General features: G+C 29.6%; 15 protein-coding genes. 13 read left to right on the top strand and 2 right to left on the bottom strand.

The annotated features are described in order from the left end of the window. Window positions 1–134: 134 nt before the first annotated feature. The 3 genes from hisJ (at window position 135) to G594_RS0109185 (ending at window position 3,572) form a co-directional block, all read left to right on the top strand. Window positions 135–917, top strand: a complete 783-nt coding sequence (hisJ, locus tag G594_RS0109175) for a histidinol-phosphatase HisJ (protein WP_027098314.1) — start codon at window positions 135–137, stop codon at window positions 915–917. A 69-nt stretch (window positions 918–986) separates the two neighbouring features. Then, window positions 987–2,273 (top strand): alkaline phosphatase family protein, encoded by a 1,287-nt coding sequence (locus G594_RS0109180; protein WP_027098315.1) that lies wholly within the window; start codon window positions 987–989, stop codon window positions 2,271–2,273. Between the two features lie 12 nt (window positions 2,274–2,285). After that, a complete protein-coding gene (locus G594_RS0109185) occupies window positions 2,286–3,572 on the top strand; it encodes an MFS transporter (RefSeq protein WP_027098316.1) in 1,287 nt (428 codons plus the stop codon). 59 nt (window positions 3,573–3,631) lie between these two features. Here the strand turns inward: G594_RS0109185 and G594_RS0109195 are convergent, their stop codons facing one another. Beyond that, window positions 3,632–4,189: a GNAT family N-acetyltransferase gene (locus tag G594_RS0109195; protein ID WP_027098317.1), complete on the bottom strand. Its 558-nt coding sequence runs from the start codon at window positions 4,187–4,189 to the stop codon at window positions 3,632–3,634. Between the two features lie 104 nt (window positions 4,190–4,293). Here G594_RS0109195 and G594_RS0109200 point away from each other — a divergent pair, with 104 nt between their 5' ends. The 3 genes from G594_RS0109200 (at window position 4,294) to G594_RS0109210 (ending at window position 7,138) form a co-directional block, all read left to right on the top strand. Beyond that, a complete protein-coding gene (locus G594_RS0109200) occupies window positions 4,294–4,749 on the top strand; it encodes a hypothetical protein (RefSeq protein WP_027098318.1) in 456 nt (151 codons plus the stop codon). 224 nt (window positions 4,750–4,973) lie between these two features. Continuing rightward, window positions 4,974–5,888 (top strand): ABC transporter ATP-binding protein, encoded by a 915-nt coding sequence (locus tag G594_RS0109205; RefSeq protein ID WP_027098319.1) that lies wholly within the window; start codon window positions 4,974–4,976, stop codon window positions 5,886–5,888. Beyond that, window positions 5,888–7,138 carry an ABC transporter permease gene (locus G594_RS0109210; protein WP_027098320.1) on the top strand — a complete coding sequence of 417 codons (1,251 nt, stop codon included), beginning with the start codon at window positions 5,888–5,890 and terminating at the stop codon, window positions 7,136–7,138. The genes G594_RS0109205 and G594_RS0109210 overlap by 1 nt, the downstream gene beginning before the upstream one ends. Window positions 7,139–7,292: 154 nt before the next feature. Here the strand turns inward: G594_RS0109210 and G594_RS20115 are convergent, their stop codons facing one another. Further along, a complete protein-coding gene (locus G594_RS20115) occupies window positions 7,293–7,457 on the bottom strand; it encodes a hypothetical protein (RefSeq protein ID WP_155849302.1) in 165 nt (54 codons plus the stop codon). Window positions 7,458–7,734: 277 nt separating this feature from the next. On the opposite strand from G594_RS20115, the gene G594_RS0109220 reads away from it, so the two are divergent. From G594_RS0109220 to G594_RS0109250, 7 genes are all read left to right on the top strand, one after another. Then, complete coding sequence (locus G594_RS0109220) at window positions 7,735–7,983, top strand: TM1266 family iron-only hydrogenase system putative regulator (protein WP_027098321.1); 249 nt, start codon at window positions 7,735–7,737, stop codon at window positions 7,981–7,983. 7 nt (window positions 7,984–7,990) lie between these two features. Next, window positions 7,991–9,052: a [FeFe] hydrogenase H-cluster radical SAM maturase HydE gene (gene hydE / locus G594_RS0109225; protein ID WP_027098322.1), complete on the top strand. Its 1,062-nt coding sequence runs from the start codon at window positions 7,991–7,993 to the stop codon at window positions 9,050–9,052. Beyond that, window positions 9,043–10,419: a [FeFe] hydrogenase H-cluster radical SAM maturase HydG gene (hydG, locus tag G594_RS0109230; protein WP_027098323.1), complete on the top strand. Its 1,377-nt coding sequence runs from the start codon at window positions 9,043–9,045 to the stop codon at window positions 10,417–10,419. Before hydE ends, hydG begins: the two co-directional genes overlap by 10 nt. 8 nt (window positions 10,420–10,427) lie before the next feature. Beyond that, window positions 10,428–11,615 carry a [FeFe] hydrogenase H-cluster maturation GTPase HydF gene (gene hydF / locus G594_RS0109235; protein ID WP_027098324.1) on the top strand — a complete coding sequence of 396 codons (1,188 nt, stop codon included), beginning with the start codon at window positions 10,428–10,430 and terminating at the stop codon, window positions 11,613–11,615. Window positions 11,616–11,836: 221 nt separating this feature from the next. Next, window positions 11,837–12,433 carry a sugar O-acetyltransferase gene (locus tag G594_RS0109240; RefSeq protein WP_034866312.1) on the top strand — a complete coding sequence of 199 codons (597 nt, stop codon included), beginning with the start codon at window positions 11,837–11,839 and terminating at the stop codon, window positions 12,431–12,433. 104 nt (window positions 12,434–12,537) lie between these two features. After that, entirely contained in the window at window positions 12,538–13,224 is a 687-nt protein-coding gene (locus G594_RS0109245) for a response regulator transcription factor (RefSeq protein ID WP_027098326.1), read from the top strand. A 79-nt stretch (window positions 13,225–13,303) separates the two neighbouring features. Beyond that, window positions 13,304–14,245: a sensor histidine kinase gene (locus G594_RS0109250; RefSeq protein WP_051195960.1), complete on the top strand. Its 942-nt coding sequence runs from the start codon at window positions 13,304–13,306 to the stop codon at window positions 14,243–14,245. The last annotated feature ends 268 nt before the right edge of the window (window positions 14,246–14,513 follow it).

A 14,513-nucleotide genomic window follows, 5' to 3' on the forward strand; every position in this document is an offset into this window, starting at 1 on the left:
GTCAATCCCCCTCTTGTTAAAAACGAAAATATTCTATTATATACAAATTTATATATAATTCCAATATTGAAAATAAATTAGTTTATTTTCCTGTAAATAATACTATGATACAATGAAATAAAGGAGATGATTTAATGAAATGCTTAAAAGATGGACATATGCATTCACACTATTGTCCTCATGGAACTAAAGACTCTTTTCAAATGTATATTGAAAGAGCTCTAGATGTTGGCCTTGATGAAATTACATTTACTGAGCATATGCCACTTCCAGGAATCTTTATGGATGAAAAGTTACTTAAAGAATGTTCTCCAAATGAAGAAGAAATATTATTATATTTAAAAGAAGCTACTAAAATAAAAGAAGAATATAAAGATAAAATTAAAATAAATGTGGGTCTTGAAGTTGACTATGTAGAAGGATATGAAGAAAAGATTAAGAAGATGTTAGACAATTATGGAGAATATTTAGACGAAGGAATTCTGTCTGTTCATTTTTTAAGGTTAGATGATGTATATCATTGCTTAGATATGAGTGTTGATGAGTTTGGAATTATAGCAAAAATCTTAGGTGGAGTAGAAAAGGTTTATGATAAGTATTTTGAAACTTTAATTAAGTCTATAAATGCAGACCTTGGAAGGTATAAGCCTAAGAGAATAGGACATCCAACTTTAGTAAGAATTTTTAATGAAAAGTATCCTATGGATTATAAAAACGAAGCTTTGATTGATAAGGTTATAAAAACGATAAAAGAAAATGGATATGAAATAGATTTTAATACAGCAGGTCTTAGAAAACAATATTGTAAGGAAACCTATCCTTCAGGAGTATTTTTAGATAAGGCAATTAAAAATAATATTAAGATGGTTAAAGGGTCAGATGCACATAGTGCAAAGGATGTAGGAAAAGTATTTTAACAAAGGTTTAATATAGTGATAGAGAGTATTTAATATACACAAGGTAAAATTACATTAAGGAGGCTAGTAATGGAGTCAAAATATATGGTTGTAATATCTTTTGATGCTGTATCGTCAGAAGATGTAGAAGTTCTAAAGAATTTACCTAACTTTAAAAAGCTAATAGAGAATGGTTCATGGATTAAAAGGGTTGATTCTATTTATCCAACTCTTACTTATCCAGCTCATACAACAATAGTTACTGGAAAATATCCTAGTAATCATGGAATCATTGATAATACGGTATTTAAAGTTGGAGATTTCTTACCAAACTGGTATTGGTATAGAAATAAAATAAAGGGGGATACCCTATATGATTTGGCAAGAGATAAAGGATTAACTACCTGCTCTCTTTTATGGCCAGTAACAGGTAAAGCAAAAATAACATATAATATGCCGGAAATATTTGCAGTGAAACCTTACCAACATCAATTATTTATGTCCGCTGGTGCAGGATCATTAGGTTTCCAATTGGATATAAATAAGAGGTTTGGTAATCTTAGAAAGGGAATAGAGCAACCTTACTTAGATAACTTTGTTATAGAAGCTGCAAAATATACAATAAAGAAATATGCTCCAAACTTAATGTTAATACATTTTACTGACGTTGATACAAATAGACATCATTATGGATATAGTAATAAGGTTATCGATGATGCACTATTAAGACATGACAGTAGGTTAGGAGAAATTATAGGTGCTCTAAAGGAAAGAGGAATTTATGATGAATGTACTATAGTAGCCCTAGGGGACCATAGTCATCTAGATGCATCAAAGGTTATTAAACTTAATGCATTATTTAGAAAAGAAGGTTTAATTAAAATAAATGAAAAAGGCAAGGTTTTGGATTATAAGGGTATTTGTAAAAGTTTAGATGGATCATGTTATATTTACTTAAAAGATAAAAATGATAATAAAACAATAGAAAAGATTAAAGCATTGCTTAAGAGTTTACCTGTAGATTTTATTTTAGAAGGTGAAGAAATAGGAAAATCAGGTGGAGATATGGAGGCAAGTCTTATGATAGAGGCCAATTTAGACTATTATTTTGTTGATGACATCGATGGTGAAATCATTGATGAAATAAAGGATGAAGAGGTTGGAGTAAAAGCCCATAGACATAAGGCAACTCATGGATACTCACCAAAGAAAGAAAATTATACTACATTTTTTATTGGTTCAGGAAGAGGATTTAAAAATGGAGTAGTTATAGATAAGGGAAACCTTATAAATCATGGACCTACATTAGCAAAGGTTTTAGGTCTAAAATTTAATGACATCGATGGAGAGGCAGTTGAAGAAATCCTTAATATTTAGAAGGGGTGTTTTATGAAGGGATTAAAAAAAGAAGAGTTAAGCTGGGCACTGTATGACTGGGGCAACTCTGCATATTCAATGACTATTACTTCAACTATATTGCCAATTTACTTTAAGATGGTTTCAGAAAATGGCGGGATGAGTTCTTCAAATTCTACTGCTTTTTGGGGGTACACAATTTCAATTTCTACTTTATTTGTATCTCTTATGGCACCAGTTCTAGGTACAATAGCAGATTATAAGGGGAATAAGAAAAAGTTTTTTAAGTTCTTCTGTGGATTAGGAATTATTGCAACAATTATGTTAGCATTAGTACCAGCTGATATGCCAATGTTATTGCTATTAAATTATGGCTTTACTGTTTTGGGATTTTCAGGTGCTAATATTTTTTATGATTCATTCCTTGTTGATGTAACATCAACTGAACGTATGGACAAGGTATCTTCTGCTGGATTTGCCCTTGGATATATAGGAAGTACGATTCCTTTTATAATATCCATAGCTATAGTTATGCTTACACAAAGTGGTATACTTGGTATCCATATATCTTTAGCATGTAAGATTGCTTTTTTAATTACAGCTTTATGGTGGGGAAGTTTTACTATTCCATTATTAAGGAATGTAAATCAAAAATACTACATAGAAAAAGAACCTAATCCAGTTAAGAATTCTTTTGTGAGACTTGGAAAAACCTTTAAAGACATTAGATACCATAGAAAAATATTTACGTTTTTAATTGCTTACTTCTTTTATATAGATGGTGTTGATACCATTATAGGAATGGCAACATCGTATGGGACAGACATTGGAATATCAATGACTTCATTATTAGTTATTCTTTTGCTAACACAGTTTGTTGCTTTTCCGTTTACAATTCTTTATGGGAGACTAGCAGAAAAGTTTGGTGGAAAGAAAATGCTGTATGTTGGAATTATAACTTATATTATCATCTCTATATATGGATATTTCTTAAAGACTACTATAGATTTTTGGATACTTGCAATGGCTGTAGGATCAGCGCAGGGAGGAATTCAAGCAATATCAAGAAGTTATTTTGCAAAGCTTGTACCGAAAGAGAAGTCAAATGAATTCTTTGGATTCTATAATATATTTGGAAAGTTTGCAGCTATTATGGGACCATTCTTAGTTGGAATAGTTACACAAATAACTGGTCAGTCCAATAAAGGTATTATAAGCTTAATAGTATTATTTATTATAGGAGGATTTATATTAACAAGAGTAAAGGAAGAAGAAGAAGAAACTATAGAGGTCCCTGAGCTTGTTAGTGAAAGAATATAATTTAGCCATAGATAAAGAAACTGCGCTTGCAGTTTCTTTTAATTTAATAAAATATATTGCTATTTTATTAAATAATTATTTATTTTAGAAGACTTAAATTCAGAGGCAAGCATGTCCATAAGAATTAAATCATACTTCTTTCCAGCAATAATTTTTCCTTCTCTAATTTTACCTACCATTTTAAAACCAACTTTCTCATAGCATCTAATAGCTCTTTTGTTATAGGAGAAGGCGGTTAGTCTAATATTATTTAAGTTTAGTATATTAAAACCATAGTCTAAAAGTAAAGTTATAGCTTCACTTCCATAACCATTACCGTGATAATTCATATCTCCAATGAAAATACCAAATTCAGCTGTTCTATTTATATGATCAATATGAGCTAAGCTTATTGATCCTAATAGTTTATCTGTCTTTGTTTCAATAATTCCAAAGTTATAATCATTAGTTTTAGACTCCAAATATTCTTTTTCTTTAATTTCTGTTTTTATAATATGAGCAGAACCACTAAGAGTAGATATTTCTAAGTTATTAATCCATTCTGTATATTGTTTATAGTCTTCGCTATTTCTTGGAGAAAGATAAACTTTTTCCCCAACTAAAACCTTATGATGCATAGTAATAACCTCCTATTTAAATAAATATAATTCTACCATTTATAAATCTTATAGTAAATATATAGGTTATTTTGTATAATAAGGATGCAGAGAGGAGTGTAAAAATGAATAAAAGGTATAAATGGATAAGTATTATTTCTATTTTTTTAGTCTTAGTACTGTCTTTCTATAATTTGAAGTCTATTGAAAATGCTACAAAGATAGCTGATGGGGAATTTTGTGAGTACTTAGATAATGCATCTAAGAGCTTAGTATATAATGAACAGAATATTAATGATGAAGAGCTACTTATTATCAATAATTCTGTAGTAAAAAACTTATTTGCTGCACTAGAAGTTTATGATTCTACATCATACAAAAGTGTTTTTGGTGAAGATCTAAAAGAATGTATTGTTAATTTTGAAGCTGCTATGAATGATCTGGAAATAAGTACCACTATATTATATAGGGATAGACAAAAGGTTCTTGATAGTTTTAGTTATGTAGTTAGTGATGTTATTAAAAATGAAAAGAATATTAACCATATTACTGACTTTTTAGATGTTATTAAAGGGTTATAATTTAGAAATCCTTTCATTTATCTTAAAAGTGACTTAAGTAATTGTTAAAAGTGACTTTCAGTTATTTCCATACCCTCATAATAAAAGTAGAATATAATTAATGAAGTAGCAATAAAATCTTTTTTAATAAAAAGTAATTAATAACTCTTTACAAGGTTATTAATAAAATGTATAATGGTTTTAAAGTTACTATAGTAATATTTACTAATTTGGAGGGGAAAAGAATGAAGCTAGAAGTGAAAAACATAAAGAAGACTTTTGGTGAAACAGAAGTGCTTCATGGAATTTCATTTTCTATATCAAGTGGAAAAGCTTTAGGGTTACTTGGTAGAAATGGAGCAGGCAAGACAACAACAATTAGAATTCTAATGGATGTTTTTAAAGCTAATGAAGGGGAAATAATAATTGATGGTAAGAAGTTTAATCCTAAAGATTTTCAAATAGGTTACTTACCAGAAGAAAGAGGGTTATATCCTAAGAAAAAAGTAATTGATCAGTTAATGTATTTAGGAAACTTAAGAGGGATATCGTTAAAGGAAGCGAAAACAAACGGGAAGTTTTGGCTTAAGAGATTAGGAATTGAAGAATATGAAAATAGATTATTAGAAACTCTTTCAAAGGGTAATCAACAAAAGGTTCAATTAGCACAAACTTTAGTTTGTAATCCTGAAATTGTAATCTTAGACGAACCTTTTAGTGGTTTAGATCCAGTTAATGCACAAATTCTTAAGGATGTAGTAACAGATCTTATTCAAGATGGCAAGCTTGTAATCTTCTCAAGTCACCAAATGAATTATGTTGAAGAGTTCTGCGAAGACATAGCTATAATAAATAAAGGTGACGTTGTATTAAGTGGAAATCTTAAAGATATTAAAAAGGACTTTGGTAAAAATAAGCTTATGTTAAGTGCGAATAACTATTCTCCTATAGAACTAAAAGAAAAGTGTGAAGAATATTTTGGAGATATAATAAGAGTAGATGAAGTTATGAAAGAATTCGTAATTTTAGAGCTTAAAGAATCTAGAAGTAAAAATGATTTATTGTCTGAGATTATCAAGAGTGATATTGATGTAGAAAAGTTTGGGGAATATGAACCATCCTTAAATGATATATTTGTACTTAAGGCAGGTGACGAATAATGAAGGGATTTTTATCTGTACTAAGATTTGAATTAACTAATTATTTTAAGAATAAAGGATATCTTATAACAACAGGAATAATTGCAGCAGTTTTAATAGTTGGATTAAGCTTACCATCATTTTTTGATATGTCAGGTTTATTTGGTGGTGATGACAAAAAGACTGAATCAAGTGAATCTGTTAGTGATGAAGAAAAGAAAAACTTTATAATCTTCGATAAAGAAAATATAATTAAAGATGTTAAAGGTCTAGAGAATGTATTTATTAGTTCAAGTTGGAAGGTTGCTACAAATGAGCAAGAGGTAAAGAATGCTGTAAATAATGAGGAAGTTGAGGCAGGATTTATATTAAATTCACCAACAAGCTATAAATATATAGTTCAAAATAGCAGCTTTAGTGATGGAAATCAACAAATGTTTGATTCATATTTATCTAGATTAAATAGAGAAAGTTATTTGAACAATAAAGGTATAGATGTTAATGAAATAGATGCTTTATATAATACCCAAATAAATTCAGAGGTTGAATTGTTAGGTAAAGATACAGTAAGTAACTTTGCTTATACTTATGGATTAATATTTGTTTTATATTTTATGATTATTTACTACGGTCAATTAATAGCAGTATCTGTTACAACTGAAAAGAGTAATAGAGCTATGGAGATACTAGTGACTAGTACAAGTAGTAATGCATTAATTTTTGGTAAGGTAATAGCTGCTACAATTGCAAGTTTAGCACAAGTAGGTGTAATATTAGCTTCTGCTTTAGTTACTTACAAAGTTAATAGTGCAGCATGGGGAGGAAAGCTTGACTTTATATTCAATATTTCAGGTGAAACCCTAGCTACATTTGCTATATTTGGATTACTTGGATACCTATTCTATGCATTTATATTTGGTGCTTTAGGTGCTTTAGTTTCTAAGACAGAGGATATTGGTAAAAGTGCATCTCCTGTTACAATGATATTTGTAGTTGTTTTTATGGCCGTAATGTTTGGATTAAACAATCCAGAGTCAATGCTTATGAACATATTATCATATGTACCATTTAGTTCTTGTATGGCTATGTTTGTAAGAGTTGCAATGGGAAGTGTTAAAACTATAGAAGTAGTAATTTCGTTAGTAATATTATCTGTTTCAACAGGATTTGTTGGAGTTTTAGGTGCTAAGATTTACAGAATGGGAACATTAAGATATGGTAATCCAGTAAAACTTACAAATGCTTTGAAGTCATTAAGAAAAGATGGGTAATTAAGACAATATAGATAACAAGGATTAGGAGAGAAATTGCAATTGCAATTTCTCTCTTTTTTCCTTATATTTAACATGAATGGAGTGGATATTTATTTTGTGATTACTTGAAGTTTTGTGACGGAACAAGCAAAATAAAATATCCACTCAACTTTTATAAATCTGAAAGTTCCTCAGATGCTTTTACAACACATTTCATTAAGGCTTCTATTTTTTCTTTACCTTGGTCATTAGTTTTTGAATGGGCTTCTGTTAAAGAAGCTTTAATAGAGCTAAGTTCATTTTTAACTGAATTTATACTAGAATTATTTTTATCCAAATTAATCACTCCTTACAAGATTATATTTTCCTATAGATAAAAATCTAATTCATATTTATAAGTAAAATTAAGTATGTTATAATATTAACAACTTAGTTAAGAGAGAAATCTTTTAGGTGAGTTGAAGTTTTGAATAATATCTAACAGAAAAGAGCAATCTAATCTGAAAGAGGCCAAAATTATTATAAGACTTACTTAGCTTTGCTAGGTTTATTTTGCGTAAATCTTAGAGGTCTCTATTAAAGAGACCTCTTTTTGCATTATAGGAGGTATAAAAATGGCAAGAATAGCTGTAATCGGATGTATTTTAGAGGACCCAAGAGAATGTCAAAGTGAATTTAATGATGTTGTAGCATCATTTAGAGGAAGTATGAAAGGTAGAATGGGAATTCCATTTGAAGGTGAAATATCAGTAATATCTTTGACAGTTGTTGGAGAGGTTGATGATATAAATACTTTAACAGGAAAGCTTGGTAATATTTCAGGAGTTACTGTAAAAACAGCAATTGCTAAAAAGGAGATTTAAGGTGAATATTAGAGACATTATTGACAAGTTATACAATGAAAACAATGCCTCTAGGGAAGAGCTTATTTATCTATTAGATAATCTAGATGAAGAGTCTAGATCTTATCTAATAGATAAGGCTCATGATACTAGAATGAAAACATACGGAGATAAGGTTTATATGAGAGGCCTTATTGAGTTTACTAATTACTGCAAAAGAAATTGTGAGTATTGCGGCATTAGAAGAGGAAATAAAGAAGCTGATAGATATAGGCTTTCTGTAGAGGAAATATTATTATGTGCAGAAATAGGAGACAAGCTTGGTTATAAAACCTATGTTCTTCAAGGTGGAGAAGATGATTATTTTACAGATGATATAATGGTTGAAATAATAACTAAGATTAAAGAAAGATTCCCCAAGAATGCAATAACTCTTTCTTTAGGTGAAAGAAGTTATGAATCTTATGAAAGAATGTTTAAAGCAGGTGCAGATAGATATCTTTTAAGACATGAAACTGCAACTAAAGAACTATATAAAAAATTACATCCAGGAGCTAGTTTTGAAAATAGAAGAGGGTGTTTATTAAATCTTAGGAAGATAGGATACCAAATAGGAGCAGGATTTATGGTAGGACTACCTAACCAAACTACAGAAGATTTAGTAAATGACTTACTTTATGTAAAAGAGTTAACACCAGAAATGTGTGGGATAGGTCCTTTTATACCTCATAAAGACACAAGTTTAAAGGATGAAAAGGGTGGTACTTTAGAAGATACAATAACTATTTTGGCCATAGTTAGATTACTTTTACCAAATGTTTTATTACCAGCAACAACTGCGTTAGGAAGTATAAATCCAATAGGAAGAGAACTTGGAATTAAGGCAGGAGCAAATGTAGTAATGCCTAATCTTTCCCCAACAGATGTTAGGGACAAGTATTCTCTTTATGATGGTAAGATTTGTACTGGAGATGAAGCAGCAGAATGTAGAAGGTGCATTGAAGGTAGAATTAATAGAGCAGGATTTCAGGTTGAGGTTGGTCGAGGAGATAATATTCAATGGGTTAAGGAGGAAAAATTATGTTTATAAATAAGGACTACATTGAAAGACTTCTAGAGGAATCAAAAAAAGCTACTAAAGAACAAATACAAGAGGTACTAGAAAAGGCTAAAAGAAAAGATGGTTTAAAGCATAGAGATATAGCAATATTACTTCAAATAGAAGATAAAGAACAAATTAAAGAAATGTATGAAATAGCTGGAAAAATTAAAAAAGATATATACGGTAAAAGAATAGTTATGTTTGCTCCACTTTATGTAAGCGATTATTGTGTAAATAATTGTGTTTATTGCGGATACCATAGATGTAATAGCTTTAAAAGGAGAAAGTTAACTCAAGAAGAGGTTGCACAAGAAGTGAGAATTCTTGAAAAGATGGGGCATAAGAGATTAGCGCTAGAGCTTGGAGAAGACCCAGTAAATGCACCTATTGAATATGTTTTAGAAACTTTAAAAACTATTTATAGTACACAAAGGGATAATGGGGAAATCAGAAGAGTGAATGTTAATATAGCAGCTACTACAGTTGAGGAGTATAAAATGCTTAAGGAAGCAGGTATTGGAACGTATATTCTGTTCCAAGAAACTTATCATGAACCTACTTATGAAAAAGTACATCCAAATTGCTTAAAAAGTAATTATGAATATCATTTGACAGCTTTTGATAGAGCAATGGAAGGTGGAATAGATGATGTAGGGGCAGGAGTTTTATTTGGATTATCTGACCCTAAATTTGAGGTTCTTGGACTTATGATTCATAATGAACACTTAGAAGAAAAGTATGGTGTAGGATTCCATACAATTTCAGTTCCTAGACTTAGGCCAGCAGAAGGTGTATCATTAGAAAATTTTCCTCATTTAGTGGATGATGAAACCTTTAAGAAGATAGTTGCAATAATTAGAATTGCAGTACCTTTTACAGGAATGATTATATCTACAAGAGAAGATGCTGAAATGAGAAGAGATTTATTAAAGCATGGTATATCACAAATGAGTGCAGGTTCAAGTACAGGAGTTGGTGGCTACAAGGAAAGAGAAGAAGAAAAGGAAATTACACAATTTAAGCTTTCAGATGAAAGAAGTCCTTTAGAAATATTAAAGGAATTAATAGATGATGGTTATATTCCAAGTTATTGTACAGCTTGCTATAGAAGAGGAAGAACTGGTGATAGGTTTATGGAACTTGCAAAGTCTGGAGAAATTCAATATTGCTGTGAACCTAATGCATTATCTACTTTAATGGAATATGCATTAGATTATGGTGATGATGAGTTTAAGAAAAAAGCAGAAGCTTTAGTTAGAAGAGAAGTAGAAAAAATAAATAAAAAAGAGACTAGAGATTTTGTAATAAGAAATATAGATAGATTAAAAAATGGTGAAAGAGATCTGTATATTTAGGAGGAATTATGAATAATACGCCTAGAGGAAATAGAAAGCACGTAGTTCTATATGGAAAAACTAATTCTGGAAAATCATCTCTTTTTAATAAGCTTTGTAACTCTAATATTTCAATAGTGTCTGAAATAGAAGGAACCACAACAGATCCAGTTAGTAAAGGGGTAGAGTTTATTCCAGTAGGACCAGTTTTATATATTGATACAGCTGGTCTTGAAGATAATACCGTCCTTGGAGGGGTAAGAGTAAATAAAACCTTAAATTTACTAAAAAGGACAGATATTGCTCTTTACATTATTGATGGGAAAGATAAAGATTTATCCTCATTTAATAAAATGAAAAAAGAGTTTAAGAAATATAATATCCCTTACTTACTTGTAATAAATAAAGTAGATACCTTAGAAAATGGTGAGATAAAAGAGCTGAAGAAAGCTTATGGAAATGGAATATTTATATCTACTAAAGAGGATAGTGATATAGAAGAAGTTAAAGAAAAGCTTATTGAACTAATAGAAAAAGAAGAGGAAGAATTACCGTTGATAGGAGACCTACTGCCATATGGTTCAAAGGTGATTTTAGTTGTTCCTATAGATTCAGAAGCACCTAAGGGAAGGCTAATACTTCCACAAGTTCAATGCATAAGAGATTGCTTAGATCATGGCATAAAGAGTTATGTTGTAAGAGATACAGAATTAAAAGAGGCATTAGAAGAGGTAAAAGATGTTAATTTAGTAATAACAGATTCTCAAGCTTTTAAGTTTGTAGATGAAATTGTTCCTAAAGATATAATGCTTACAAGCTTTTCTATGCTTTTTGCAAGACAAAAAGGAGATATAAATGAATTTATCAATGGAGTATGGGGGGTAAGAAATCTTAAGCCAGGTGATAAAGTACTTATTTCAGAAAGTTGTAGCCATAATGTCTCCCATGAAGACATAGGAAGAGTAAAAATCCCAACACTATTAGAAAAGTATGTAGGTGGTAAATTAGATTTTGAATTTAAAATAGGATATGATTTTGCAGAGGATATAGGAAATTATAAGTTAATAATACACTGTGGCGGGTGTATGATTAATAGGAAAACTATTTTAAATAGAATTAACGTATGTAAAGAAAGAAAAGTATATATTACTAATTATGGGGTTTTACTTTCATTTCTTACTAATACCTTAGAAAGAAGCAAAGTGATTTTTAATTAATAAAAGAGTAGCTAATGCAACCTAATAGTATGTGCATTAGCTATTTTTTTATATATAATATTTGTAGTATTGATGTAATTAATATAGAAAAGTATTGTAATATATAGGAGGTATTACGAATTTAATAATGTTTTTTCTTTATTTGTATAGATAATAGTGGAAAGGTATACAAAAAAGTGTTTTAATGTAATTAGGGTTATTAATATTTAGAGGTGATTAATATGGATAAAAGTGTAAAAGATCGTATAAGAGATGGGGAACTATTTAGACCTGGAGATCCAGAAATGCACAAAGATATGTGCAATGCACGTAATATACTTTATGAGTTTAATGCACGAAATGCTTTAAATGTTGGAAGAAACGAACCTATGTTAAAGGAGTTATTTAAAGAGAGTGGGGATGTACATATATTACCACCTTTTAATTGTGAATATGGTAAAAATATTTCCTTTGGTCATACGTGCTTTGTAAATTTTGATTGTATTTTTTTAGACACAGCTCCAATAAATATTGGAAATCATGTTTTATTTGGGCCAAGAGTTACCTTAATTACAGTTGGTCACCCTGTTGATCCTAATTGGAGAAATGAAGGAGATATGTATGCTTTTCCTATAAATATAGAGGATAATGTATGGATAGGAGCAGGAGTAATAATTAATCCTGGGGTAACAATTGGAAAGAATACTGTAATTGGTTCAGGAAGTGTAGTTACAAAAGACATTCCATCGGGAGTTGTTGCTGTGGGTAATCCTTGTAGAGTTCTTAGAGAAATAAATGAAGAAGATAAGGTAAGATATTTTAAAGATAAGAGAAGATAATAATCAAGATAAATAGGATAAGAAAGATAATGAGGAAACACCACTGTTGATGGTGTTTCTCTTAATGTATAAAAAGCATTGCGGGTAATTATGTGGGGGATAAAATGAAAAAGATACTAATAATAGAAGACGACAGAGCATTAAATAAAGGAATCACTTTTAATTTAAAAGAAGAAGGTTTTGATGTAAAGGGAGTATATTCACTTTTTGAAGGAAGATTAGAAATAGAAAAGGACTATGACTTAATAATTTTAGATGTTAATCTTCCAGATGGAAGTGGCTTTGATTTATGTAGTGAGATCAGATTAAAGAACAAAAATACTGCAATTATATTTTTAAGTGCTTGTGATATGGAGTTTGATATAGTTAATGGTTTTAAACTTGGAGCAGATGATTATATAACTAAGCCATTTAGCTTAAGTATTATGAAAGAAAGGGTACAAGCTGTACTAAGAAGGTATGAAGGCAATAAAAAAACTTATATTTATAAGATTAATAATTTAGAGATTGATTTTGATAAATTTATACTTAATAAAAATGGAGAGAGAGTTGATATTACTCCAACAGAGTTTAAGCTTTTAAAGGTTTTTGTTAATTCAAAAGGAAAAGTTCTTACAAGAAATAATCTTTTAGAGGAGCTGTGGGATAAAGATCAGAACTTTATTGATGAACATGCCCTAACAGTAAATATAAATAGATTGAGAAGCAAAATTGAAAGTAAGGATGATGGAGTGAAGTATATAAAGACAATATATGGTATAGGTTATATGTGGATTGGAGAGGATGCATAAAATGAAACTATTTTCCCAAAAGCTACTTTACATTTATATATCCATTTCTGCCTTCATGTTACTTATAGGATATTGTTTTATGTTGGATAAAGAAAATGAATACTTAATGCTTGTGTTTGCCATAAATGTTTTCATTTCACTTATAACAGTTTTAATTACTTTTATGTCCATAAAGATAAGCATAGTTAAATTATCAGATAAAAGGTGTGATTTCTTAGAAGAAGTAATGGATAAGAAGATGGATGCTAAATTTAATATTACAGAGGATACAATATCCTCAAGGGAAGATAATAAACTAAAGGAATTGATATCCATACTTCAATCTGAAAAGAATAAGTATGAGGAAGAAAAGAGTAGAATTCAATCCTTTATTACTGATTTGTCACATCAAGTAAAAACACCTTTAACCAATATTTCTATGTATAATTCTACTTTAATAGAAAAGAACTTAGACGCTAATCAAAGTAGGGAGTTTTTATTATTAATGGATGGTCAAATTAATAAGTTAAAGTGGCTTATTGATGGACTTATAAAAATATCTAGACTTGAAAGTGAGCTGATTTCATTAAGTGAAGGTGAGTATTTTATTGAAGAGGTTTTAGCATTAGCCTTAAGCGGAGCTTTTTCTGAAGGAGAGAAGAAGAATATTTGCATAGAGGTGGTATGCGATAGAACTATTAAAGGAATATTTGATTTAAAATGGACATCTGAAGCTTTACTTAATTTAATTGAAAATGCAATTAAATATTCTAATAAAGGAAGTAATATTAAAGTTAAGGTAATTCCCTTAGATATGTTTGTTAGAATTGATATAATTGATGAAGGAATTGGAGTACATAAGAGTGAGATAAACAACATATTTAAAAGATTTTATAGAAGTGATGATGTTAAGGAGGTTAAGGGACTTGGTGTTGGCTTATATTTAGCTAGGGAGATAATATACAAGGAGGGTGGATATATTAAGGTATCATCACAAAAAGGAGTTGGATCTACTTTTTCAGTATTTTTATTAAAGAAATAGTCAGTTTAAAGAGGTGTTTATCACCTCTTATTTTACTGTCTAGTAAATTATAAAATTTCAATTAGCTATAAATCAAAGGTATTATTACATTTTCATATTAAAAAATATAAAATAAAGGATAGTAACTTTATAATTTCCTTACCTTTAGTACGCGTGAGGTGAATATTTGTTTCCATGTCACTTGGAGCTTGCGACGGAATAAGGGAAATAAATATCCGCCACACCTTTTTTGTAAAAGTAACAAAAGTGTGATATTTAATTTTATTTT

The organism is Clostridium paraputrificum AGR2156 (assembly GCF_000424025.1).
GTDB classification, from domain to species: Bacteria; Bacillota; Clostridia; order Clostridiales; family Clostridiaceae; genus Clostridium; species Clostridium paraputrificum.